Below are 24,106 nucleotides of genomic sequence, written 5' to 3' on the forward strand. Positions count from 1 at the left end.
TGCCATTTCCTCCTGCTATTTTTCCAAAGCAACGAGAAACTATAATACAATTTTGCAGATACGTCAAGCTGAATCTGACATAAAAATACCCCCGGGAACTTGACTCATCCCCGGAGGCATCCATACCTGTTCTGCTGAATCCATTTGTCAGGCAACTTATTGATGTCGGGGTCAAAAGCCCCCGACTTTGATGCCTACGGATTGCTCCGTGCTACGCACTCCCACAATCCTACCCAATATTCGCATATCGTGGGATTATCATCCCACTTTTATGCTCATATCGGGGCGGGTCCTAAGGTCTTTCACCCACCTATGAGCAAGCTCATGTGGGCTTAGACCTTTTGACCCTGGCATCAACTTATTTTATTAAATTTACTCTTTTTCCCTGTAGATTACAACCCTATCTTTCACGCTTTTTTGTAAGCTGCACGATGCTTAATCCTGCTCCAAAAGAAAGAACCAGCATGGTCATCCAAAGAGCAAGATCCGCAGTATCTCCGGTCTTCACACTCTTTGCCTGCGTAACTGCCTGGGTCTGGCTGTTCTTTTTGCCATCTGCACTGACTTTATTTCCATTCGTCTTATCAGAACCATTTTCCTTATCTACAGCACCGTTATTTCCCTTATCTACGGCACCGTTATTTCCTGCATTGGAATTATTATCCTTACCGGAATTAATTCCGTTGTTGCCGTTATCTCCATTTCCGGAATTATTTCCATTATCGGATGAATCCTTTGTAATGTTGAAAATAATCTCTTTTGACATGCCTGTATAATTGCCGATTCCGGTAATTGTCAGTACATATTTTCCGGCTTCAACAAACTCTGCTCCCTCAAACGGTCTTGCTGTAGCGTCATCACCAAATACATAAGTAATGACATAATCTGTTCCTGCGACAAGCTCTTTATCTCCGTCTTTTACGGTAACAGTCGGAATTTGATTATTTCCGTCATAAATAACAGAATCTACATCTGCCGTTACCTCAAATAAACCGGCAGATGGTGTTGTCACAAATTTTTCCAGTGGCGGAACTGCATCTACACCGGTTGTCCAGTAAAGATCTGCCAGCGGATCATTTGTAACCTCATTCCCGATCAGCGTTCCATCTGCAATATGTCTTCCGGAGCCGGTAACTTTGATTCCGTGTTCCAGAGCCTTACCCGGTGTTGCCTTATTGGAAATGCGGGCTGTTGCTCCCTGAAGGAATACTTCATTTGTATAAATAGTTCCATTTCCTGTCACGGCATTTCCACCGTCACCCCAAAGTACATCGCCACCGATCGCAACGACTTTTCCATTTCCTGTGATTGTTCCGTTATCCAGCTCAATGGCTGTACCGCCCTGTGCATAGAGCTGCACATTTCCGCCACCGCCATAAGTAACAAGTACCGCACCGTCTGCCAGATTCAATGTGCCGTCTTTCACTCTAAGGGCTGTCTGACCTTCCTCACTTCCGGCCTCATCACCTTCAATAAATACCTGTCCCTTTACTGTTACATTTCCAGTTGTCGTAACAACCGGCTCTGCACTGCTACGATCAGTCAGATCTCCATTGGCAAGGTAATTAATATGAGAATAAATTGCTGCATTTTCCAGAACCGATCCATCTTCCATACGAAGCTGTCCACAGATTGAAGAACCTGTTGTAAATTTCTGATTAAAGGAATCATAATTCATAGAAAATGTACCGCCGCTTTGTACTTCTATCATTCCCTGGACTACAGAATCTGAAAGTGTCAGCTTTCCGCCGTTTTCCACAACAATACGCACACTACTGAGAATTTCCATATTAGTCAGTGTCAGACTGCATCCTGCCGGAATGTAAAGTGTCTGAGGAATATTTCCTTTCTTCACTTCTTTCCATGCAAGATCATAACCAAGATATCCATAAGTTCCGCTTTCATGGGAACCGAACCATGCTTCTAATGCTGCCGGTACACGAACACTGTTCTCTTCACCGTCTACATTACTTCCAAAATTTTTGATCGCCCATGGCTCCATGATATCCCATGCGTACAATCCACTTTCATACTGTCTGAAATTCTCGACTTTCAGGCGGTCTGCCAGGGTTTCTTCTCCTGTATAAATGCGGAATGGAAGTGTATTGCTGACAGCCGTACGTCCCTGCATATCAGTAATGGAAACCGAAATCTTGTAAGTTCCTGCATCCTTTGGCGTACCATTCAGTGTCAGGTCACTGCTGAGTGTCATATAAACACCTTCCATACCACTGTCACTGTTCTCCGGTGTTCCGGCTTCTGTGTCCGGTACAATGCTTACTTTGCACTTACTTCCGTTCAGGCTGATCTGAGAGGAATGATCCAGCTCTTCCCAGTCACTCTCTGAAGGCTCTGTTCCTTTTTCCGTAATTGCTCCATAAACCTTTACGGCACTGTTCTTATTGCCCGATGCCCCGCCAACACTCGCACTGGATATTCCGTCATAATCTTTCTGTCCTACAATCGCTGCCTCAAAAGAGCCATCGATCTTCACATGAAGTTCATATGGATCACCCTGTCCGTCATCCGGCTGTAAAGAAATCGTTCCATTCTGATCTACAACAAATTTGAATGAAAGATCTTCATAACCATTTGCTGTGATCGTCACAGAATCTCCGCTTTTTAAAACCGGTGAGTCTGAACTTCCACTGAAATCTTTCGCAGAAAATACAATCTGATTATTTTCTGTATCAATAAAATATTTTCCTCCAGCCGACGGTTTGAAAGATGATTTCTCCCAGGATATTCCGTTGACTTTAACATCGGTAACTGCTGCCACATAACCATCTGCATTCGCAAAGACCAGATGCCACTCATTTCCAAAAAAGTCAGTCTCCATACTTACCTGGCTTAAATCAATGCTGCCCGGCTCTATCGGTGCAGTTTCCCTGAATGTTGCCGCTACCGTTACATTTTCAGATGGCATTGTAAATGTATAAACGCCTTCTGTATTCTGCACATCTACAGAAGCACCGCTCACTCCATTAACATTCACCGCTTCTACTTCATATCCTGCATCCGGTGTAGCTGTTACAGTAACCGTTGCTCCTGCCTGAATCCCTTCCGTTGCACTTAAGCTGACGGTACCATTTGTAGCTGCTGCCGCAGTTGCCGTATAAGTTTTTTCTCCTGACGGTGTACTTACGACTGTCGCTGTATAAGTATAAGGATAACTCGATGTATCTTTCGTTACCTTAAAAGTCACATCCTCATATCCGTCTGCTGTCACAGCGATCGTCAGCGGATAAGTTCCCGGACTTACGATCTTCAGAGCTTTATAACTTCCAAATGTTCCGGTCGCATTTCCAATTTCCCACAGATTTGTATCACTTCCAAAGGAATTGATCGTTCCTTTCGCATATTGAATCTCATTAACTGTTACACTGCTGATTTTATCCATCCAGGCAGTATCTTCAAATCCCAGACTTAAAACCTCTGTCCAGAAACCACTGGCTTCACAATTTGTAACTGTCGTCGGAGCCGCTTTTTTCTCCGCTGCCATGACAGGTGTTCCTGCTGTTGTCAGGATCACCATCACGGACAGAACCAGTGATAGTAATTTTCTCCAATTTCTTTTCATAAATGCCTCCTTAAAAGTTCGATAATAATTTTGTCTTTCTGATAAGGTTTTCGCTATGAAATTTCCCCTTTACATCAATCAGATACCTGACGCCTTTCCTTTTCAACTCTTTTCAAACGCCGGATATCATATTGAAATATGCCTCCTTTCATGCTATACTTTCAGTTGATTTTCTTTGGTTAGTCTGTGCTAATCACAGTTGCACAATACTAACACTGTTCATTTTCTTTGTCAATCAAAGAAAAAAAATTCTCTTTTTATTGAAAATTTTTACCATTAATTACCATTTGGAGGCTTTCATTTATGAAAAAACTTTTATTTTTTTCCGCTCTTTGTGCCTTTTTGCTCTGTGGATGTTCCGAATCTTCCACAAGTTCTTCTTCCGGGCTACAAAAAAGCAATTTTTTTGCTATGGATACTTCGATTGAATTTAATATTTACGGGGATGCTTCTCTGTTAAAAGAGGCACAGAATGTGCTGACCGATCTGGAATCTGAAGTTTCTGTCACAGACCCTGACAGTGAAATTTATAAGATCAATCAGGATGGAACTGGTACACTGACCGGGAATGCTGGCGATCTGATGCAGGAAGCTTTAGAAATGTGCAGACGCACAGACGGTGCATTGGATATTTCTGTTTATCCGATCGTACGTGCATGGGGATTTACTACGGAAGAATATCAGGTTCCTGAGGAAACAGAGATTGAATCCCTTCTCCCGCTTGTTGATTATACAAAGATCCAATATGATACTGCTACAGGAACTGTATCCATTCCAAAAGGAATGACCATTGATCTTGGAAGTATTGCAAAGGGATGCGGTGGACAGCTCGCTGCCCAGTTGCTCCGCGAAAAAGGTGTGACTTCCGCCCTCCTGAACCTTGGCGGGAATGTGCAGGCCATTGGAAGTAAACCGGATGGATCTCCATGGCAGGTGGGGATCCAGGACCCGACCGGCGATACTCCCATGATGGTCCTTTCGGTTTCCGATCAGGCAGTCATCACTTCCGGTGGTTACGAACGCTACTTTGAACAGGACGGAAAGACTTACTGGCACATTATGGATCCGTCCACCGGCCACCCGGCAGACAGCGGGCTTTGTTCCGTCACGGTGGTTGGAAAAGACGGTGGAATCTGCGATGCTCTTTCTACTTCTCTTTTTGTCATGGGACTTGAGAAAGCCGCAGCACTCTGGCAGCAAAGCAATGACTTTGAAGCTGTTTTTGTGACCGATTCACATGAAGTCTACATTACTGAAGGATTAAAAGACTGCTTTGCCCTCACAGAAGATCATGCGGATACCAATGTAAAAGTACTTGAAAAATAGCTTCTTTTCGCAGAAGCTTCACGATTCTGTCATCCCAAGTTTCACCATCTTTGGTGCATGCTTCAGTGCCGGGATCACTTTCCCGATCAGATCTTCCGTCGTAAATTTCAGACTGGAGGTATTGATGCAGGGATGACAGCCAAAATATCTTTCTGTCAGTACATCTTCGTCAATCAGAAGCCGTACTTTTCCCTCTATATCATTCATCAATCCCAAAACGCTGACCGACCCCGGTGTGATGTCCAGATATTTCTCCATATATTCCGATTTCGCAAATGAAAGTCTTGAAGACCCGATCTGTGCCGACAGTTCTTTTGTCTTAAACGGCTTGTCTCCCGGCATCAGGAGCAGATAAAATTCCGTCGCCTGCCGGTTACATAAGAACAGGTTCTTACAGATTGCTGTTCCATCTCCCAGTACACGGTCAATTTCTTCACACGCCTCCATCGTCATAGCTGCCTCATGATCAACTCTCTGATATGCTACTCCCAGCCTGTCCAACAGGTCATATACCCGGAGTTCTTTTTCCAGTCTACCTTCTGTAGTGTCCGGTCTTCCATTTTGTAATTCCATTTTCATCCTCTTTTCTCTATAAACAATTTCTTATAAAGCAGTATAGCAAAAACTTCCCGGTCATGCTATAGTAATAAAATGATGATGTCGGGGTCAAAAGCCCTCGACTTTGATGCCTACGGATTGCTCCGTGCTACGCACTCTCTGTGATCAGCAACTAAAAAGGAATGTACAGACTATGAAAAAAGGAATGAAAAAAATACTAAAATATCTCGGGATCATCGTGTTGATCGTCCTGGTTCTTCTCCTTGCATACATCATCTATCTTTTTGCAAGTTACCACCGGATTCCCGATAATCAGCCACTTCAGGTTGAACAGACAAAAGAGAGTATTTCATCAGGAGATACCCTGACAACAGAGAAAGAATACTCTGCCCTGACTTACAATATCGGCTTTGGTGCCTATACCCCGGATTTCAGCTTTTTCATGGATGGTGGAAAATCCTCCTGGGCCAAAAGTAAGGAAAGTGTAAAAAAGACCGTTCAGAGTGCCGGAGAGCTGGTTGCTTCTAAAGATCCTGATTTTGCACTGATCGAAGAGGTGGATCTTAATTCTACCAGGAGTTACCATGTGGACGAGTATTCAATCCTCAAGGAAACGATTCCAAGTTATAATACCGTATTTGCACAGAATTATGATTCCGCTTTTCTCTTCTACCCATTGAATCAGCCGCATGGAAAAAGTCGGTCAGGACTTGCACTTTTTTCAAAATATCCGGTTACAGATTCTCTGAGAAGAAGTTTCCCGGTATCCACCTCCTTCAGTAAATTTTTTGATCTGGACCGGTGCTACAGCATTTCCAGAGTTCCTACAGACAACGGAAAAGAGCTGGTTATCTTTCTGCTGCATATGTCGGCCTACGGAAACAGTGATGCAATCCGTGAAGGGCAGATCCGTATGCTGAGTCAGGATATGCAAAAAGAATACGAAGCCGGGAATTATGTTCTCTGCGGAGGTGATTTCAACCATGATCTGAAAGCCTCCAATGATGACAATGATGATGCCGCTGATTATGAATCCTGGGCTTATCCATTCCCAAGAGAAGAACTGCCGGAGCATCTTTCCTTCTGCATCGATCAGCTTTCTGACACTGAACGTAACGCTCTCTGGAACAGTGCAAGAAATGCTGATATGGAATACATTCCCGGTGAAACTTATACTGTAACGCTGGACGGCTTTATCATTTCCGATAATATAGAATGTCTTCAGTATGAAAATGTCAATACCGGTTATTCTTATTCCGACCATGATCCGGTATATATGAAATTTAAACTCTTAGACAACTGAAAAAGTTCTTGTCGTATACCTGACAGCAAAAAAGGAACAACTGATCCTTCACCGATCAGTTGTTCCTTTTTTTAATACGTCTTTATCAAATTTTCCACCATTCTCCCAGCCGCTTTCTTCAATTATTTATTCTTTTCAGCTATTTTCTTTTATGATTTTCTTTAAGATCTCCGCAGAACTTTTTAACTGTGCCAGCTCCTTCTCACTTAACTCGATCGGAACGACCGTTTCGATTCCATTTGCATCTACCACTGCCGGAATACTCAACACCACATCCTCCAATCCATACTCGCCCTGCATCAGACTTGATACTGGCATAATGGACTGCTCATCACGGACGATTGCTGCACAAATCCTGCACACTGCCATCGCAATTCCATAATAAGTCGCATGTTTTCGGGCAATGATCTCATAAGCACTGTTCTTCACATGATCGAAAATCTTTTCCATGGATGCATCATGGTCAAAATGACCTCGCAGCTCGCAGAAATCATTGATCGGAAGTCCGCCAACTCTTGCATCGCTCCACGCTGCCAGTTCACTGTCCCCATGTTCTCCGATAATATACGCATGCACACTCCGGCTGTCTACACCTAAATGCTCACCAAGCTCATACCTGAATCTTCCTGTATCCAGAACTGTACCCGAACCAATGACCCGGTTTGCCGGATACCCTGACTCTTTCAATGCAATATAAGTAAGAATGTCTACCGGATTCGACACAATCAGTAAAATGCCCTCAAATTCCCGTTTCTTAATCTCTCCAACGATCGACTTCATAATCCTGCTGTTTTTTTTGATCAAATCCAGCCTTGTCTCATCCGGTTTCTGATTTGCTCCTGCTGTGATGACGATCACAGCAGCATCACTGATATCATCATACGTTCCTGCGTAAATTTTCATCGGACTTGCAAATACCATTCCGTGACTGATATCAATTGCTTCTCCCTCTGCTCTTTTCTGATCCGCATCAATCAGTACCATTTCTGAAAATAACTGACTCTGCATTAAAGCAAATGCAGAAGATGATCCTACAAATCCACAACCTACAACTACTACTTTTCTACTGTTAATTCCCATATATGTATCCTCCTTCTCCTAAAATCTCCAAATTTATAAAATTATTTCTTTCTGATCCAATTATATCGTAATATTTTTCTTATGTCAATATTAATAATTATTACTATTATTAAATATTAAGGCTATATTGTCTTCATTTTGAATCGGGACTATATCATATTTTTTTGAATTGGGGCTATATTCCATTTTTAAGTAGCTTCTCTTTTTTGTCCCGGCACAGATTCAGGCTTGTTACTTGAGTAAATAAAAGGGACTATCTGTCATCCATGAAGCCATCTTCATGTGACAAATAGTCCCTCACTACTTTTTATCCTGCCTCTGTATTGCTGTCCTGTTTTCATTAACTGGCGAGGTAAAGCGAATGGAGTTTTTATACCCATTGCCCGGTCAATGCCAGCCCCGCTTTCATTAACCCTGCCAGCACCATCACCCAGACAGGATTTATTTTTGTCTTTCTTAAGGATATCACACAAAGGATAAAAATGACAACCATACTCCATTTTGTTTCTTCAAAGGATATTGCTGATGCACTGCCCCAAAATGCCGAGATCAGGATCAGAATCCCTGCTGATGCGATCATCGCCACCACCGCAGGACGCAGAGAGCCAAGCACACCCCGAAGCAGCTCCATATTCCGGTATTTCAAATACAATTTTGCAATCACCGTAACAAGGATACAGGATGGAAGTATACACCCTGCTGTCGCAGCTATCGCACCGGGCAATCCCGCAACTTTAATTCCGACAAAAGTTGCCGAATTGACCGCAATCGGTCCCGGTGTCATCTGCGAAATTGTGATCAGATCCGTAAACTCCGACATGCTCAGCCACTGGTGCATTGTAACAACCTGTCCCTGAATCAGCGGCATAGCGGCATAACCTCCACCAAAGCTGAACAGTCCCACCTGCAAAAAGCTGAAAAATAACTGAATGTAAATCATTTCATTTCCCTCCTTTTTGCAAAAAGAGTGCGAATCACACCCAGAAGACCACAGACCAAAATGATAAGGACTACATTGACTCCGAAAATACAGGAGACAATAAAAGCTCCGATCATGATTCCGACCGAAACGGCATCCTTCTCCTTTACGATTCCCGCTCCCATCTCATATGTAACCGACGCAATTACAGCACCTACTCCTGCCTGCATCCCCTCCAGCATCTGACTGATAAAAAAATTACTGCGAAATGCCTGATAAAAAGCCGAGATCACTGATATGATAACAAATGGCGGAAGCATTGTCCCCAGGATCGACACCAGCACCCCTGCAATTCCTGCCAGTTTATATCCCACTACGATTGCCCCATTCACTGCGATCGCTCCAGGCGAAGACTGTGCGATTGCCACAAGATCCAACATTTCTTTCTCATCAATCCAGTGCAGATCATCTACGAATTTTTTCTTCATTAACGTGACGATCACATAGCCGCCACCAAAAGTAAATGCACTTAAATATAAAGTTGAAATAAAAAGTTTCCATAAAACTTTCGCTTTTGCTTCTTTTCCTTTTTTCTCCATGAAATTTCCTCCAACAAAACCAGTATATTACTGTTCGGGGAGGATGTAAACTATTTATAACACTTCACCACTATCTCATTTTTCTAAAATCAAATTCATCAGTACGATTCAACAGTTGTGACCATCTTGCCGAAACCAGCTTTGCATACTGGATTGGAACGAGTCCATAACTTCCAAGTGAATAACCATCATTCATTTCCAGAAACACAGTCTGAAGCTTTCCATTCTTTTCAATTACAGCAAAATCCAGACTTCCTCCCATGGGTCTTTCACGGATTGTTCTAAACGCTTCTACTATCTGATCCACTACTTCCGCATCAAAATGATAATGGTAGTCTCCCCGATACGGTCTGATATCTACCAATTCATCATAAATAATAAACCCTCTCCATTCCATCTTTGGAGCGATAACATCGCAACAAAGTACTTCATAATTTTCATAACAGCTTCCACAGCCTATCAAATCCTTTGATGAGCGAATCACATGTCCGGTAAATGCTTTGCTTTTTACCGGTTTTACAAAAACCCCCCATTTTTCCGGATGAGTATTGATTGAATTGATTGTATCTTTCCAGACATTTCTTCCCATAAATTTTCTCAACTCCACTGGATAATCTTCGCAAGCTGGAACTACACCAAATTTTTTAAGAATCATTTCCACCTGGGTAATATAATCAAGTACAATATCTTCCTTTGTGACACTTTCATAAATATCACTGATTTTTTGATATCTGACTATTTCTGCTCCCATTTCACGGAATCCATAAACTGCCTGTGAAATATTCTGCGAATGATATTCCCCATTCTGTCGAATTTTTGCATAGACTTTCATTTTTCTCTCCTCGTATTTTTTCTTTTTCATATCATTGAATTATGTAGCAAACTGCACTATGTCCTCTCTTTGTACCACAAGAATCTCATCAATCGTAACATCCAGTACTGCTGCCAGCACAACCAGATTGTCAATCGTCGGCATTGCTGTCCCATGCTGCCACTTATAAATAGCCTGTGGTGTCGTAAATCCAAAAATATTCTGCATTTCTCTTACTGACAAGCCTGCCGCCTTTCTCAACTTCATAATATTTCTTCCTGTAGCTACCATTAAATCTTGTATTGTTGAGTGAATACGCTGTGGAGTCGGAAAAACTTCTTACTGCGATTGTCAGCGGAAAGCAGGGTGTTCCTGAGCAGGTGCATTAGCAGGGAGCGTTCCGAAGACACTTTGCAACGTTTGTTAGAGAAAGTAAATCGAGTGCCATTGCACGAAGATTTCCACTTTCGAGTTACAAACGGTCAACGGGCTGAGGTAAAGCGGGCCTGCACCGCGAAGGAATATCCTGCTTTCTGCGTCCGCTCTGCCACATAGAAGTTTTCTGCTTTCCAAGCGTATCACCCCAACAATATAGAGTAAAGTTTTTGTCAGTTGAATAAAAAAATAAAATGAGAGTAATCAAACATCCTTTGATATAATGGTTTCGCCGAAAACTAAGAATTAAAGGAGGACTACTCTCATGAACATTGTAACACTTATAGAAGAATTGGTGAATGGGTTAATTGCAGCAGAAGATATTTTTTTTCAAAATCCAAAGGATTTCTATTCTCTGGAAAAATCGGTAAAGTCAACAACGGAGGCATTTTCGGCAGCCTTTCTTGGAAATGTACTGACCAGTATGAATGAAAAAATTTATGAGGATAGATGGAGAAAAACAAGATACACAGCACAGCGAACTGACAAGAGAATGCTGATATCGTCTGTTGGTGACATAACGTTTGAGAGCACATACTTCCGCAGTAAAGCAGATGGGGTGCATCACTATCTGTTGGAAGAGATACTGGGACTCGATACAAGGGAAAGATTTACGGAAGAAGCCGAGGTGGTACTACTGACAGAAGCGATGAAAACAAGCTACAGTGAAGCAACAAAAGTGCTTCCATCCAGGCAGGAAATCAGCAAGACAACCGTGATGAATAAAGTGCATGGTATTGCTGACGAAATATGGATTCCTGAAAGGGAAGAAAAGAAAGTTTGTAAGTATCTGTTTATAGAAGCAGACGAAGATCATGTGGCTGAACAACATGGAAGATGGTATCCCCCAGAGGATAACAGTAGCTTTATCAGTAAACTTGCATATGTGTATGAATACAAGCAGGAAAATCCGAAATGCAAAGCCAGAAAAGAACTGGTGAATACATTCTACTTTGGAGGTGTTTATTCCGGAACAAATGGGACAGAAAAATTTTGGAATAAGGTAGGAGAATTTATACACAAAACTTATAACGAAGAAGAATTGAAACGAATCTTTATCAGTGGGGATGGAGCATCCTGGATTAAAAGTGGAGCAAAATATCTGAACAAAGCTTTATTCTGTGCGGATAAGTTTCATCTGATGAAATATATCAATGCGGCTGCAGGACAGATGCTGGATGAAAGCGAACTTGTGAAAAGTGAAATCTATAAAATGCTGTATAGGCGGGATAAACAGGGAATCAAGGAATACACCGACCGGATGATGGCATCAGCGTCAAACCAGAAGCCGATACAGGACCTGCAGACATTTGTACTGGGAAACTGGAGTGCAGTCATGAGAACCTATCATAGCAAGGTTATAACAGGCTGTAGTGCAGAAAGCCATGTCAGTCATGTACTGTCGGATCGTCTGAGTTCAAGACCAATGGGATGGAGTAAAACAGGAGCAGACAGAATGAGCAAGCTGCGTTGTTATGAGAAGAATTACGGACGTGAAAAGATAATAGACCTGGTGAAATACAGCAGACAGCAAAGGAAACTGGCAAGAACGGGGACGGATAGTGTGGAGCCGATACGGGTTTCACTTCGGGAAATAAGAGCTGACCATTATAATCAGGCAAGAAGCTATATCGAACGAATCCAGGCAACAATACCGGACGGAACAGTCAGAAAGATTGCCGCCATTCGGGAACAGATACGGCTAATATAAAGGAACAGTAAGAAGAAGGTGCCAATGCACCCAGTAATCTATTCCTGCTTGATTACAGTTTATCTGCCTTGAATTAGCAGTCAAGGATGCAAAGCACCAGAGGCAGGTCCTTGACAGCTAATTCAAAGCAGATACAATACAACCAAGCAGAAATGGATTATTTTGCATACCCCAAAGGGTTGCAGAAGATATTTTGACAATCCGAAATCAATACAGTAAACTAAGGGAAACAAATCTAAGAAATCTTTGAAAAACCACCGGCAGAATCATTCGAACAGATTCTGCCGGTGGTTTTTTTAATATCTAATTTACTCAATGCTGCTTTATCTTCTCCACTAATAATTAATGAGAATTTTTCTAGCTGACCTAATTGTTCCTATTCCCATGGTATATGCCTGTTTCGGCACCTGTTCTTTTGATTCAAAAAAACGTTGATTTGCTTGAATCGTTTTCTCTGATAAGGAAACACAGTGTGTTTGTTTTACAAAAACTTCAGCTGGCTCATTAAAACCAATATGACCATTGTGTCCCAACCCTAATAACTGAAGATCAACACCGCCCAAACCTGCAATTAGTTTCTCATATCTTTGACACTCCTCATCTTGATTCTCATTCATTCCGTCTGGCACAAATGTATTCTGTAGTTCAATATTTACTCTCGAAAATAAATGCTGATTCATAAAGTAATGATAACTCTGCTTATTTTCTGCATCAATCCCCTTATATTCATCCAAATTTACTGTATGTATTTTCGAAAAATCTAAATCTCCTTTTTTATACCATTCTGTCAATTGATCGTAAACTCCTATCGGAGTAGATCCTGTTGCTAATCCTATGACTGATTACGGCTTTAATATCATTTGTGCAGAAATAACATTTGCCGCTTTTCTACTCATATCTTTATAATCCTGTGCTTCTATAATCCTCATATTTGGTCTCCTTCATTTTTATGCGAGTTCTTTCCAAAAATGTTTTACTGCCTCAGCAACACCATCTTGATCATTCGAAAGTGTAACAAAATCAGATTTTTCTTTTAACACTGGTTGTGCATTATCCATTGCCACACCTATTCCTGCATATTCAATCATCGTAAGATCATTTAGCCCATCTCCACATGCTACCATCTCTTTTCGAGAACAATCCAGATATCTCAAGAGCTTTTCTAAAGATTTTGCTTTATCAATTAAAGGTGGCATAATTTCCAGGAAAAATGGTTCGGATCGATATATACTTAACTCATCTTTAAAATATTCTTGTAATTTTTTCTCTAATCTTTCTAAATATGTTCCATCACCTGTAATAAGACATTTTGTAATTGGGAAGGAGATATATTGTATAAAATCTTCTACCCCTTTTATTTTCATCTTATTAATAAAAGATTCTTTTTCTACATAAAAATCTTTCGGCGTTTCTGTTATCAATGAATCATTTTCATATGTGAGAAGTGCTACTTTTTTATCCTTTACCTGCTCATAAATTTCTTGAACATACGAATATTCTATTGTTCGTTCAAATATTGTTTTTTTTGTACTACACTCTACAATCTTTCCTCCGTTAAACGCAAGAATATAGCCACCATATTTTTCTAATTCCAACTCTTTTGCTATCGGCCAGATTCCATACTCTGGACGACCTGATGCAAGTACAATATGTACTCCTTTTTTCTGTAAATTTAATAATATTTTCTTAGTATAATCTGTAATTTTTTTCTTTGAATTTGTTAATGTTCCATCTAAATCAAGAACAAGAACTTTATATTTCATTCTATATCTCTCCAAAATTCAATTTATTATGTTTCTTAAAAGCTAATTTCCATCATCATATTATATAAATCCATATCCAACGGTTTCTTCATCTTCAGAGCTTCTTGGATATCATAATCTACTAGATTTCCCTGTTGCAAAGCAACTACACGATTGGTTTTGCCCTCTTCAAGAAGCTTTACTGCATAATATCCCATGCGAGTTGCGTTTACCCTATCTTTTAATGTCGGATTTCCACCTCTTTGAACATGCCCTAATATTGTGGCACGACTATCAATTCCTGTTTTTTCCTGAATCTGCGTAGCTATTTCTACAGGGTTTCCGTACCCTTCTGAAACAATAACAATAAAATGATCTTTTCCTGACTCACGAATCTTTTTAACATTTTCTACAACATCATCAATTGGGGTAGGAATCTCTTCCGTGATAATCTGGACAGCTCCTGTTGCAATACCTGTATTTAATGCAATGTGTCCTGCATGTCTTCCCATTACTTCGACTACACTACACCGCTCATGTGACTGACACGTATCATTTAATTTGTCTACACATTCTACTACAGTATTCATTGCTGTATCATATCCAATTGTATATTCTGTTGAAGCAATATCATTGTCTATTGTTCCCGGAACCCCAATACAAGGTAACCCTAATTCTGACAAATATCCTGCTCCTCGATATGAACCATCTCCCCCTATTACAACCAAGCCATCTAATCCGATTTCTTTTGCATTATGAAATGCTTTTTCACGATATGACGCTTCATAAAACTCCATACATCTTGCTGTCTTTAAAATGGTTCCGCCCGAATGAATTATTCCTGAAACACTTTCTCGATCCATAACATGATAATTTTTTTCAAGAATCCCATTATATCCTTTAATAAATCCTATCGGTTGAATTCCATTTGCAATTGCTGTTTTTACAACTGCACGAATTGCTGCATTCATTCCCGGAGCGTCTCCTCCACTGGTAAGTACTCCTATTTTTTTCATTTTGTTCACCTTCCTATTGCAAAAGGGAAGCAGTTCCACCTGCCTCCCTTTCGTTTATTTTATATTTATTAGTATTCCATCTGACGATAGTATCTTCTAGTTGTAAGTGGATGATTTCTCTCTTTTTCAAGATGGCAACTTAATCTTTCTGTAATCGCATACATGATCATTGGAGAAACAATTTTTCTGTATTCAGCATCTTTAAATGGAAGTTCAACTTCTTTTGTATCAAAAATATTAATTACTTTTGTTACTTTTTCTGAGAAGTTTTTAACACGATCCATTAATGGTCTTGTCTCATCTTCTCCGTAGAAGAGGATTAAGCTTGTATCTTCTTCTACAAGTTCCAGTGTTCCATGGAAATATTCTGCTGCATGGATAGATTTAGTTTTAATCCACTGCATCTCTTCAAGGATACACATTGCATAATCATAAGCTTCTCCCCAAAGCATTCCAGATCCAATTACCATATGATAGTCTGTATCTTTATGTTCTACTGCCATTTTTGCACATCTATCTTCATACTGCTCTTTTGCTTTCAGGAGATATGGAACAATCTTGCTGTACTGCTCTACAAACTCATCATATTTATCAAATTCTCCTGCATTCTTTTTGAATCTTGCCAGTAATGTAATCATATATGTATAAATTGCTTCACACAGGCAATCATCTTCTGCAAAACTGAAGAACTTATAATCTGCATATTCACAAGCTGGTGTATTATCATTTGATACATATACCAGAGTTCTTGCTCCTGCTTCTTTACAATATTTGATTGCTGCTACAATCTCTTTTGTATTTCCACTTCTTGTAGAGAATACACATACTGAGTCTTTTGTGAATCTCTTATGTCCTGATACCATGAATTCTGCTGCAATTACTGAGTGTGTTTCAATCTCTGAAGTTGTATCAAACCAATATTTCATTGGAAGTGAATGTGCATAAGTTCCGCCGCATCCAATAAAGAAAATGTTTGAATAACCCTCCTTGCAAATCTCATCAACTGCTTTCTCGATCTGTGGTCTTAATGCAATTGCATCTCCTACAACTTTTTCGTAACGTGGTACATCAAAATTAAACATCTTATTTTCCTCCTTAAATTTAAATGTTATCTTGTTCGTTGATGTAATAATACATCATATAACATTATATGTAAAGTAGTTTTTTTAATTTTTTAAAATTTTTTCTATTTCATTCAAAATATCCAATAGTTCCCGTGGCTCATTTATAGAATAATCTGCCATTTTCAGCTCTTCCTCTGTTCCACATCCATATTTACAGGCAACAAACAAAATACGATTTGCCTGCGCTGCTTCAAAGTCATAACACCGGTCGCCTACTAATATTGCGAACTCTGGATTTTCATCCTGTAAAAAACGGGCTAATGATTCCACTTTTCCTTTTCCTGGAATAATAGGTCTTACTCGATCTATTTTTTCGTGCAAATTAAGTTTGTCCAATACCTCTTCTATATACTCTTCATCGGCGTTTGAACATACTGCTGTTTTATATCCTCTTTCATGAAGAGAATCCAGCATATCTCCTACACCTTCATATTCCTCAACAGAATTATGAAATACTGTTCTATAATAACCAGATACTAATTTCCAGAAATTATCCGCTTCTTCGCTTTTTTTCTGTCCAAAAAATTTGAGATTGGTCACTTCTACCGGTTCACCTATCGTGCAGCGAATAGCATCTTCTGTCCAAACCGGTATATTCATTTTTTCCATTGCCAATTCAATTGATGGAATCATAAATTTATCTGTTCGACTCAATGTTCCATCTAAATCAAAAATAATATATTTCATTTCTATTCCTCAATCTGATTTTTAAACCCAAAGCCACCCTCTCGCAAGCAGTTGTCTGATGAATAATGTGCAGCATCATCCATTGCTGCCTCTATCACATCTGCCTGCAAAACAATGCCTTTTTTCCATCCTTTTTTCAGCAAAGATACAATCAATGCCGCAAGATAAGAATCACCTGCCCCCATTGTGTCAACAGGTTTTACAAAATAGACTTTTCCTTTTATAAATTCGCTTCCATTGTAAAAAATCTGTCCGCGGCCACCCATAGTCGCAATTACATTTTTGCACCCATGTGCATAAACTTTTTTTAATAGTTCCTGTATTTCTGGTTCTTCCATATGGTCACAGGAAAATTGTCCCAATTCCAAGTATGGACATGTCATATTCAAAAACTCTTCTGTACGATATTTATCTTTTACCGAAAAATCAAAGGTCACCATTCCTGTTAAATCTTTTAATTTATATACATCTTCATGCAATTTGGCATTACAACTTGTATGGATCACGTCAAAAGTTTTTAGATATTCCACATCTTCTGTACGAATTGTCGTTGTATGTGCCCATTTTGTCCCCAAATCACATCCTATATAATGTCTTTCACCATCAATTACATTCACATCACATTTTTTTGTTGTTGCTTCCGGATCAAAGATGCATTGAGATAAATCTACTCCTAAACTTTCCAAAGCATTTTTCAATATTTTTCCTTCTCTGTCTGCTCCGATGCTTCCTACATATGCAGCCTCTGCGCCAAGAAGTGCTGCATGAGCAGCAACGTTAACTGCATTCCCACCTGGGAACATAATCCCCATATTCATATAACGATCTATTACATTATCGCCGATTCCTGCTATTTTCATATTTTTTACCTCTAAAAAAGGACACCGCAAATTCTATTCGCGGTATCCTACTCATTAATCTAATATTCTACTTTTCTATAGTAACGTCTAATATCAAGTGAATGATCTCTAATTTGTTCAAAATTCTTGCTCACTCTGGACAATACCGCGTTAATCACAACCGGAGAAAGCATCCATCTAAATTTGTCACTAATACCAGGCAATTCATAATCTGCTGTATCAAATACTGTAAAGTCATCTGTATACTGTCCTACAAAATCTTTTACTCGCTGATCCAATTTTCTAGTCTGTCCTTCTGTCATATTTAAAGCTACACAAACTCCTTTTTCCACCAATTCAATTGTTCCGTGGAAAAATTCCGGAGATGTTACAGATTTTGTTCTCAGCCACTGTGATTCCTCTAATACGCACATTGCAAATGAATATGTAGGTCCCCACAAATTACCTGAGCCAATCCAAATCTGATATGGATCATCTTTATACTTCTCTGCATATGCTCTTGCTTTTGGCTCACTTGCTTTTCCTACAGATACCAGAGCTGCAGGAAGATTCTTCAATTCATCTGCAAACTGTTTGTAATCATCAAAGAATCCTTTATTTTCCAACAATTTTCCGATTAGCATATACAAAACATACTCTTGTGGTCTTCCGTCTTTGTATACAACTGAATAATCTGATAACTCACCCATCGGCGAATTGTCAACTCCTAAAACAGACACAATCGTTGCTCCTTTTTCTTTGACATACTTAGCTGCAGCAACTGTCTCTTTTGTATCTCCTGATTTTGATGCCATAAATACTAATGTCTTATCTGTAAGATGATTATTTCCCTCAACAAGAAGTTCTGCTGAAATCTGTGATTGTACATTCAAATTGGACATTACTGAAATCATATAGTCAAAAGGCTGCATCATTGCAAGTGAACCACCTGAAGAAGTAAACAAAATATTGTCAAACCCTTTCTCGCAAACAGCATCTGCTATTTTTTCAATCTCTGCTCTCTGAGCATAAATATATTCTCCGTTTTTCAAAATCTGGTTTTCATCAAACTTTACCATCATGATAATTTCCTCCTAAATCTAAATTAAAAAATACCTAAAAGTGCTCCAACAATTCCTACAATCATAAGCACGATCAATATCCATGAAACTTTGACTTTTTTCTGTAAAAGCCCATAAATTCCTAATGTCATTGCAAATGGAACAAGGTTTGGCATAATACCATCTAAGATTTCCTGTACCTTTACTGCTGCATCACCACTTCCGATAGCTCCAGCAATATTAACCGTTATCATACTCGGTATCATTGCACCAATTACCATAAGTCCAAGTACTGCTGCACCAAATGTCAATTTAGGCATCATACCTGATTCTTCAATCTTATTCAGAAAACTTGTTCCAAATTTATATCCGAATTTTAAGCAAATATATCGAACTGCAAATGCCGGCACGTTGAATATAAGCCAGAATAAAAGTGGTCCCAGGATACTACCTTGCATGGCAAGAGATGTACCTATTCCTGTTGCAATTACTCGAAGCGTTCCCCAGAACATAGAATCTCCAATACCTGCTAATGGTCCCATCAATGCAACCTTTACATTGTTAATGGATGATGTATCAAAATCTTCATTTCTAGCATTGCTCTCTTCCATTGCTGTTGAAATTCCAAATACCGCCGTTGAAATGTATGGTGTTGTATTAAAAAATTCCATGTGGCGTTTTGCTGCTGCTATCTGGTCTTCTTTTTTCTGATAAATCTTTTTAATCGCAGGAAGCATTGCAAAACAATATCCCATATTCTGTTGTCTCTCATAATTCCAAGAGTATTCCAAAGATAATGAACGTAAAAAGATTGATCTTAATTCCTTCTTTCCAATTACACTCTTCTGTTCTGCTGTATTAGAAGTCGTCATCGTCTTCCACCTCCTGTACTGCTACTTTCTGTGTTCCCTGCATCTGCACAAGGATAACTGCTAAACATCCTGCCATCATTGCAATTCCAAGCATTGGAATCTTGAGATAAGCAGCTAATGCAAATCCAAGAATAAAATATACCATTGTTTTCTTAGACAAAATCATCTGTGCAAGCAGAGCAATTCCAAGTGCCGGAATAAATCCTGCTGCTGCCACAAGTCCGTTCTGAACAAACTCTGGAATCGCTTCAAGAACTCGGTTCATAACTGGTGTTCCTAGATAAAATGCTACTGCACATATAATTCCTCTTGGCAAACTTTTCACCACAAATCCACCTAGTATATGCATTCGCTCCATTCCTTTAAAATCGCCTTTTTCTATATAGTTATCTGCTTTATGTAAAAAGAACGGAAGTATTCCAAGTGTAAGTACATTGTCAACAACCAAATATAATGTTGCGATTGGGAACGCCAGTGCCAACGCTACATCTGCACCTTTTCCCGTTGAAATTGCAAATGCGGCACCTAAAACACCACCTGTAATTACATCTGGTGGAACTGCTGCTCCAAGTGTAATAGAACCAATAAATACCATTTCAAGGGTTGCACCAAGAATGATTCCCGTTTTCAAATCACCCATAACCAGTCCAACAAGCATTCCTGTAATAATTGGACGTGATCCTAAGTTTGTTCCAAACATCCACTCAAAGGTAACAAACATGGCAATCAACCCTATTAGAATTGCCTGAACTAACATAATTTTCCTCCTCACATGTTCTTTGATACTTTTACTTTCTGTTCACCAGGCACCTGCCTGATTTCAATTTCAATTCCATCGTTTAACAACTCTTTTAACATTTCCTCATCCCGGGCAGTAACTGGAATTGTCTTATAAAGTGTCTTAACAATGTCTTCCTTTGGCTTACAACCGCCAAGATTGATAGATCGTATTCCTGCATATCCTTTGGCCAATCGATATGCATCCTCAATACTCTCTACAACGATAAATAATTTATATTTATCTGTAACACCCGCATTTAATGCAGCGATGGAATCTTCAATATTTTTCATAACGAGCTTCACCCCATTTGGCTTAGCCAATTTCATTGTTGTTTTCCGAATGTTATCATTCACAACCGCATCATTTGCAATTAAAATGCAATCTGAATCTAACGATTGTGTCCACGCCATAGCGACCTGACCATGTAATAATCTGTGGTCTACTCTTAATAATTTAATCATTTTACATCCTCCGTATCTTGTTTTAATTGATTTTAAAATCCATCGTCTTCCTCTACTGTATCCTCAGACAATAACTTATTGCATAAAACAATACCTTCACTTGCTTCTGAAATATTAGTTTCCAATTGCTTCTCTGTTAAATTTTCCGTTTCATACCACAAACTAAGAACTAATGGGAGATTCATTCCTGCTATTAACCAATACCCCCCCTCTTGTGCTCTTATCATAAATTCGTTATTGATACTTCCGCCAAATATATCTGTGATAACAACCCACTGGTCTTCTGGATTTCTTTCGTTCATCCACTTTTCTACCATTGCCGGAAGATCCTTAGATTGCTCATCTACATAAGCGCATAGAGTTTCTACATTTTCATTTTGCCCCATTAAAAATTCCGCTGTCTTTTTCATTCCGTTTGCCAAGGGGCCATGACTAGCAAGCAATATTTTGTTCATTATCACTCCTCCTACTCTTGTGATATAACATCATATAACATCTCGTTACAATAAGTTTACTGCCATGTGCTGTTTCTGTCAATAAAAAAATAGTACTTCTGCATTTTTTATGCAAAAGTACTAATTTTTATTTTCTAATTTTTATTTTAAAGATAGAATTTTAATCGTTCTGTACAATACACTTGTTTTGATACAAACAATGGTTTCCCTTTTTCATCTTGATGTTTATCTGTAAAAAGCAACAATGCTTCTCCTTTTTTTATATTCAACAAACTTGCTTCCTGAGCATTTGCATATACAACTTCTAATGTACGGATGCTTTTCCCCAGTGTAATTTTATGTTTTTGTAAAATATCATACAATGACCGATTTAAATCTTCTCCTTCCAAAAACGAGAATCCTTTTCCATAATGGTTGGTTTCAATCATTGTAGGAACATCATCTACAAAGCGTAAACGCTTTGTGCATAAAATCGTTGTATCTTCTTCTATATCTAGATATTGTGTGTCTGACATCGTCGGATATATCCATGACACATCTACCACTTTTGTAGTAGCCTGTTTTCCCTCCTGCTGACATGAATGTGTAAATCCAACCGTATCATCTGCCGAATACATAGCTTTCTTAGATGCAATAAATGTCCCTTTTCCTCGAGATCTGATTACGAGACCATCTTCTTCTAACTCGCTGATTGCTGACCGAATGGTTATTCTACTTACAGAATATGCCTCCATTAGTTCAGCCTCTGATGGAAGTTTATCTCCGGGTTTTAATTCACCTTTTTCAATTTTTTCATTTAATAGATTCACTATTTGCTTATACATCGGAATCATACTGTCTGGATTTATGTTGTTATTTTTTTCCATATTACTTCTCCCTATTCGTCACAACACATTATGTTACATAATAATACATTATATAACATTTATTATTCAATGTCTATACTATCTTCTGAAAATCCATACAATATACTCTTCTCTCCGAAATTATTATAGATAACTACAGTTACATTTTTTTCCAATTCATCGATAACTGATTTACTTTATTTGACATGAAAAATTTAAAATAATCCCCCAAAAGTACCTGTTTTGTAATATGTAGCGGATTTCCCGTATTCAAATAAACCGTTTCTGTTAATACAAATACCGCATCTAATTCTGAAAGTCCCATTAAAACAATCTCTTCCTCTGTTGTTATATTGGTTTCAAGCATAATTGAAGTATAACAATTATCTTCTATCTGTAATCCTGTTTTCTCTGTTATTTTCTCATAAAGCGAACAATTTTCCATATCTATTTTTGAAAGAAATCCATATTTCGAATATGGCAAATATACATGTTCTATCATAACAGGTCTATCATTTACGTGTCGTAGACGTTTCAAATATACAAGCTTTTCCCCATCTTTTAGTTCTAATTTTTTTGCCATCACTGCATTAGCTGAAACCACTTTATTTTCAAGAATCTTTGTATAAGTTTTTATATGATTTTCTTGGCAAAAATATGTAAAGCCTTTGAATGTTGTCAAACTCGAGGAAATTTTAGGTGTACGCACAAACACGCCCTTACCTTGATATTTCACTAAAATTTCTTGTTCAACCAGTTCTGCAATTGCATTTCTAATTGTAATTCTACTAACTTCATATTGTTCGCACAATTTTGCTTCACTTGGAATAGATTGTCCTGAACAAAACTCACCTTGTTCTATTCTATTTTTCAAATCTTCTGCCACTTGTTGATACAGTGGTATCGCACTATTTAATTTTATCATTTACGATAGTCCTCTCTTTTTTTATTAACGAGATTCTAAGTATGTCATATGATGTATCTATACAATATATTATATCAGATATTTTTCAAAAGCACGATAATTATTTTAATTCTAAAAAAGAAACCTGTAAAATCATGATATGCTCCCTTTTAGGTAGACAAGTATAATAATAAAAACTTGTTGCCTAGAAGGGAGTTTTTTATTGGGAAGAAAACCAAAATATAGTGTTGAAGAAAAACTAAATGCAGTAAGAGAATATTTGGATGGAAATGAAAGCATGAATTCCATAGCGAAGCACTTAAATATTTCATTTCAGTCTTTTAAACAGTGGGTCACAAATTACGAAGCGATGGGAACAGATGCTTTTGCAACTAGTCAAAACAAGCATTATTCCAAAGTCGAAAAAGAACAGGCTGTTGCAGCATATTTAGCAGGTGAAGGTTCCCTTATGGATATCTGTAAAAGATTTAAAATCCTTTCAACTCGCCAACTCAGAAGCTGGATAAAGAAGTATAATGATCATGAGGAGCTGAACGCTTCCGGAACGGGAGGGAAAGTCATCATGACAAAAGGGCGAAAAACAACATTTCAAGAACGAGTGGAAATTGCATCTTATTGTATTTCACATGGGCATAATTATGCGGAAACAGCAGAAAAGTTTTCAGTTTCTTATCAGCAGGCACGAAATTATACAGTTAAATATGAAAATAGCGGAGTTGACGCATTGCAAGATAATCGAGGTCGGCGAAAACCAGAAGACGCTCTTACCGAAATTGAAAAACTTCGAGCTGAATTAAAATTAGAAAAAGCCAAACGGCAAAAAGCGGAAATGGAAGTATCTTTCTTAAAAAAATTAGAAGAAATAGAGAGGAGCTTCCTGTATAATTCAAATATAGGGAATTCCAAGAAAGAAGGTTGAGAAAAAGAAATACCTCAGAGTAAAATAAGATTACTGACTTTGGACGGTTAGTAAAAA

General features: G+C 38.8%; 23 protein-coding genes and 1 pseudogene. 4 read left to right on the top strand and 20 right to left on the bottom strand.

Features of this window, described 5'->3' with window-relative positions; all coding sequences use genetic code 11:
- Positions 1 to 400: 400 nt before the first annotated feature.
- Complete coding sequence (locus NQ541_RS11200; protein WP_005608646.1) at positions 401 to 3,580, bottom strand: hemoblobin-interacting domain-containing protein; 3,180 nt, start codon at positions 3,578 to 3,580, stop codon at positions 401 to 403.
- A 411-nt stretch (positions 3,581 to 3,991) separates the two neighbouring features.
- Here NQ541_RS11200 and NQ541_RS11205 point away from each other — a divergent pair, with 411 nt between their 5' ends.
- Entirely contained in the window at positions 3,992 to 4,906 is a 915-nt protein-coding gene (locus NQ541_RS11205; RefSeq protein ID WP_005608648.1) for an FAD:protein FMN transferase, read from the top strand.
- A gap of 18 nt (positions 4,907 to 4,924) precedes the next feature.
- Here NQ541_RS11205 and NQ541_RS11210 read toward each other — a convergent pair whose 3' ends face one another.
- Positions 4,925 to 5,479 (bottom strand): prolyl-tRNA synthetase associated domain-containing protein, encoded by a 555-nt coding sequence (locus NQ541_RS11210; RefSeq protein ID WP_044939877.1) that lies wholly within the window; start codon positions 5,477 to 5,479, stop codon positions 4,925 to 4,927.
- Positions 5,480 to 5,657: 178 nt separating this feature from the next.
- Between NQ541_RS11210 and NQ541_RS11215 the strand changes: the two genes are divergently transcribed.
- Entirely contained in the window at positions 5,658 to 6,767 is a 1,110-nt protein-coding gene (locus NQ541_RS11215; protein WP_044939880.1) for an endonuclease/exonuclease/phosphatase family protein, read from the top strand.
- A gap of 135 nt (positions 6,768 to 6,902) precedes the next feature.
- Here the strand turns inward: NQ541_RS11215 and NQ541_RS11220 are convergent, their stop codons facing one another.
- The 5 genes from NQ541_RS11220 to NQ541_RS11240 form a co-directional block, all read right to left on the bottom strand.
- Complete coding sequence (locus NQ541_RS11220) at positions 6,903 to 7,847, bottom strand: L-lactate dehydrogenase (RefSeq protein WP_005608655.1); 945 nt, start codon at positions 7,845 to 7,847, stop codon at positions 6,903 to 6,905.
- Between the two features lie 370 nt (positions 7,848 to 8,217).
- Positions 8,218 to 8,787, bottom strand: a complete 570-nt coding sequence (locus NQ541_RS11225) for a chromate transporter (RefSeq protein ID WP_005608657.1) — start codon at positions 8,785 to 8,787, stop codon at positions 8,218 to 8,220.
- Complete coding sequence (locus tag NQ541_RS11230) at positions 8,784 to 9,365, bottom strand: chromate transporter (protein ID WP_005608659.1); 582 nt, start codon at positions 9,363 to 9,365, stop codon at positions 8,784 to 8,786. The genes NQ541_RS11225 and NQ541_RS11230 overlap by 4 nt, the downstream gene beginning before the upstream one ends.
- Positions 9,366 to 9,435: 70 nt before the next feature.
- Positions 9,436 to 10,197: an ATP-grasp domain-containing protein gene (locus tag NQ541_RS11235; RefSeq protein WP_023920675.1), complete on the bottom strand. Its 762-nt coding sequence runs from the start codon at positions 10,195 to 10,197 to the stop codon at positions 9,436 to 9,438.
- 39 nt (positions 10,198 to 10,236) lie between these two features.
- A complete protein-coding gene (locus NQ541_RS11240; RefSeq protein WP_005608661.1) occupies positions 10,237 to 10,467 on the bottom strand; it encodes a helix-turn-helix domain-containing protein in 231 nt (76 codons plus the stop codon).
- 409 nt (positions 10,468 to 10,876) lie between these two features.
- On the opposite strand from NQ541_RS11240, the gene NQ541_RS11245 reads away from it, so the two are divergent.
- A complete protein-coding gene (locus NQ541_RS11245; protein WP_005608663.1) occupies positions 10,877 to 12,322 on the top strand; it encodes an ISLre2 family transposase in 1,446 nt (481 codons plus the stop codon).
- Positions 12,323 to 12,641: 319 nt separating this feature from the next.
- Here the strand turns inward: NQ541_RS11245 and nagB are convergent.
- From nagB to NQ541_RS11310, 13 genes and pseudogenes are all read right to left on the bottom strand, one after another.
- Positions 12,642 to 13,251: pseudogene (gene nagB, locus NQ541_RS11250) on the bottom strand (glucosamine-6-phosphate deaminase); the annotation flags it as partial.
- Positions 13,252 to 13,269: 18 nt separating this feature from the next.
- On the bottom strand, positions 13,270 to 14,085 hold the full coding sequence (locus NQ541_RS11255; protein WP_005608669.1) for a Cof-type HAD-IIB family hydrolase: 816 nt from the start codon (positions 14,083 to 14,085) through the stop codon (positions 13,270 to 13,272).
- 35 nt (positions 14,086 to 14,120) lie between these two features.
- The gene (gene pfkA / locus NQ541_RS11260; protein WP_005608671.1) at positions 14,121 to 15,080 is read right to left on the bottom strand and encodes a 6-phosphofructokinase; all 960 of its coding nucleotides are present in this window, start codon (positions 15,078 to 15,080) and stop codon (positions 14,121 to 14,123) included.
- Positions 15,081 to 15,148: 68 nt separating this feature from the next.
- Entirely contained in the window at positions 15,149 to 16,162 is a 1,014-nt protein-coding gene (locus NQ541_RS11265; protein ID WP_005608673.1) for an SIS domain-containing protein, read from the bottom strand.
- Positions 16,163 to 16,246: 84 nt separating this feature from the next.
- Positions 16,247 to 16,891: an HAD family hydrolase gene (locus tag NQ541_RS11270; protein ID WP_005608675.1), complete on the bottom strand. Its 645-nt coding sequence runs from the start codon at positions 16,889 to 16,891 to the stop codon at positions 16,247 to 16,249.
- Between the two features lie 2 nt (positions 16,892 to 16,893).
- Positions 16,894 to 17,751, bottom strand: a complete 858-nt coding sequence (locus NQ541_RS11275; protein WP_005608677.1) for a PfkB family carbohydrate kinase — start codon at positions 17,749 to 17,751, stop codon at positions 16,894 to 16,896.
- Positions 17,752 to 17,810: 59 nt separating this feature from the next.
- Positions 17,811 to 18,812 (bottom strand): SIS domain-containing protein, encoded by a 1,002-nt coding sequence (locus NQ541_RS11280; RefSeq protein ID WP_005608679.1) that lies wholly within the window; start codon positions 18,810 to 18,812, stop codon positions 17,811 to 17,813.
- Positions 18,813 to 18,835: 23 nt separating this feature from the next.
- On the bottom strand, positions 18,836 to 19,663 hold the full coding sequence (locus NQ541_RS11285) for a PTS system mannose/fructose/sorbose family transporter subunit IID (protein WP_005608681.1): 828 nt from the start codon (positions 19,661 to 19,663) through the stop codon (positions 18,836 to 18,838).
- Positions 19,650 to 20,420 carry a PTS mannose/fructose/sorbose/N-acetylgalactosamine transporter subunit IIC gene (locus NQ541_RS11290; RefSeq protein WP_005608683.1) on the bottom strand — a complete coding sequence of 257 codons (771 nt, stop codon included), beginning with the start codon at positions 20,418 to 20,420 and terminating at the stop codon, positions 19,650 to 19,652. Before NQ541_RS11290 ends, NQ541_RS11285 begins: the two co-directional genes overlap by 14 nt.
- Positions 20,421 to 20,431: 11 nt before the next feature.
- A complete protein-coding gene (locus tag NQ541_RS11295) occupies positions 20,432 to 20,905 on the bottom strand; it encodes a PTS sugar transporter subunit IIB (RefSeq protein ID WP_005608686.1) in 474 nt (157 codons plus the stop codon).
- Positions 20,906 to 20,937: 32 nt separating this feature from the next.
- Positions 20,938 to 21,360 (bottom strand): PTS sugar transporter subunit IIA, encoded by a 423-nt coding sequence (locus NQ541_RS11300; RefSeq protein ID WP_005608687.1) that lies wholly within the window; start codon positions 21,358 to 21,360, stop codon positions 20,938 to 20,940.
- A 146-nt stretch (positions 21,361 to 21,506) separates the two neighbouring features.
- Positions 21,507 to 22,226, bottom strand: a complete 720-nt coding sequence (locus NQ541_RS11305) for a GntR family transcriptional regulator (protein ID WP_005608688.1) — start codon at positions 22,224 to 22,226, stop codon at positions 21,507 to 21,509.
- A gap of 139 nt (positions 22,227 to 22,365) precedes the next feature.
- Entirely contained in the window at positions 22,366 to 23,130 is a 765-nt protein-coding gene (locus tag NQ541_RS11310; protein WP_005608689.1) for a GntR family transcriptional regulator, read from the bottom strand.
- 202 nt (positions 23,131 to 23,332) lie between these two features.
- Between NQ541_RS11310 and NQ541_RS11315 the strand changes: the two genes are divergently transcribed.
- Positions 23,333 to 24,049 carry a helix-turn-helix domain-containing protein gene (locus NQ541_RS11315; RefSeq protein WP_005608690.1) on the top strand — a complete coding sequence of 239 codons (717 nt, stop codon included), beginning with the start codon at positions 23,333 to 23,335 and terminating at the stop codon, positions 24,047 to 24,049.
- Positions 24,050 to 24,106 lie beyond the last annotated feature (57 nt).

Source organism: [Ruminococcus] lactaris ATCC 29176, from assembly GCF_025152405.1.
GTDB classification, from domain to species: Bacteria; Bacillota; Clostridia; order Lachnospirales; family Lachnospiraceae; genus Mediterraneibacter; species Mediterraneibacter lactaris.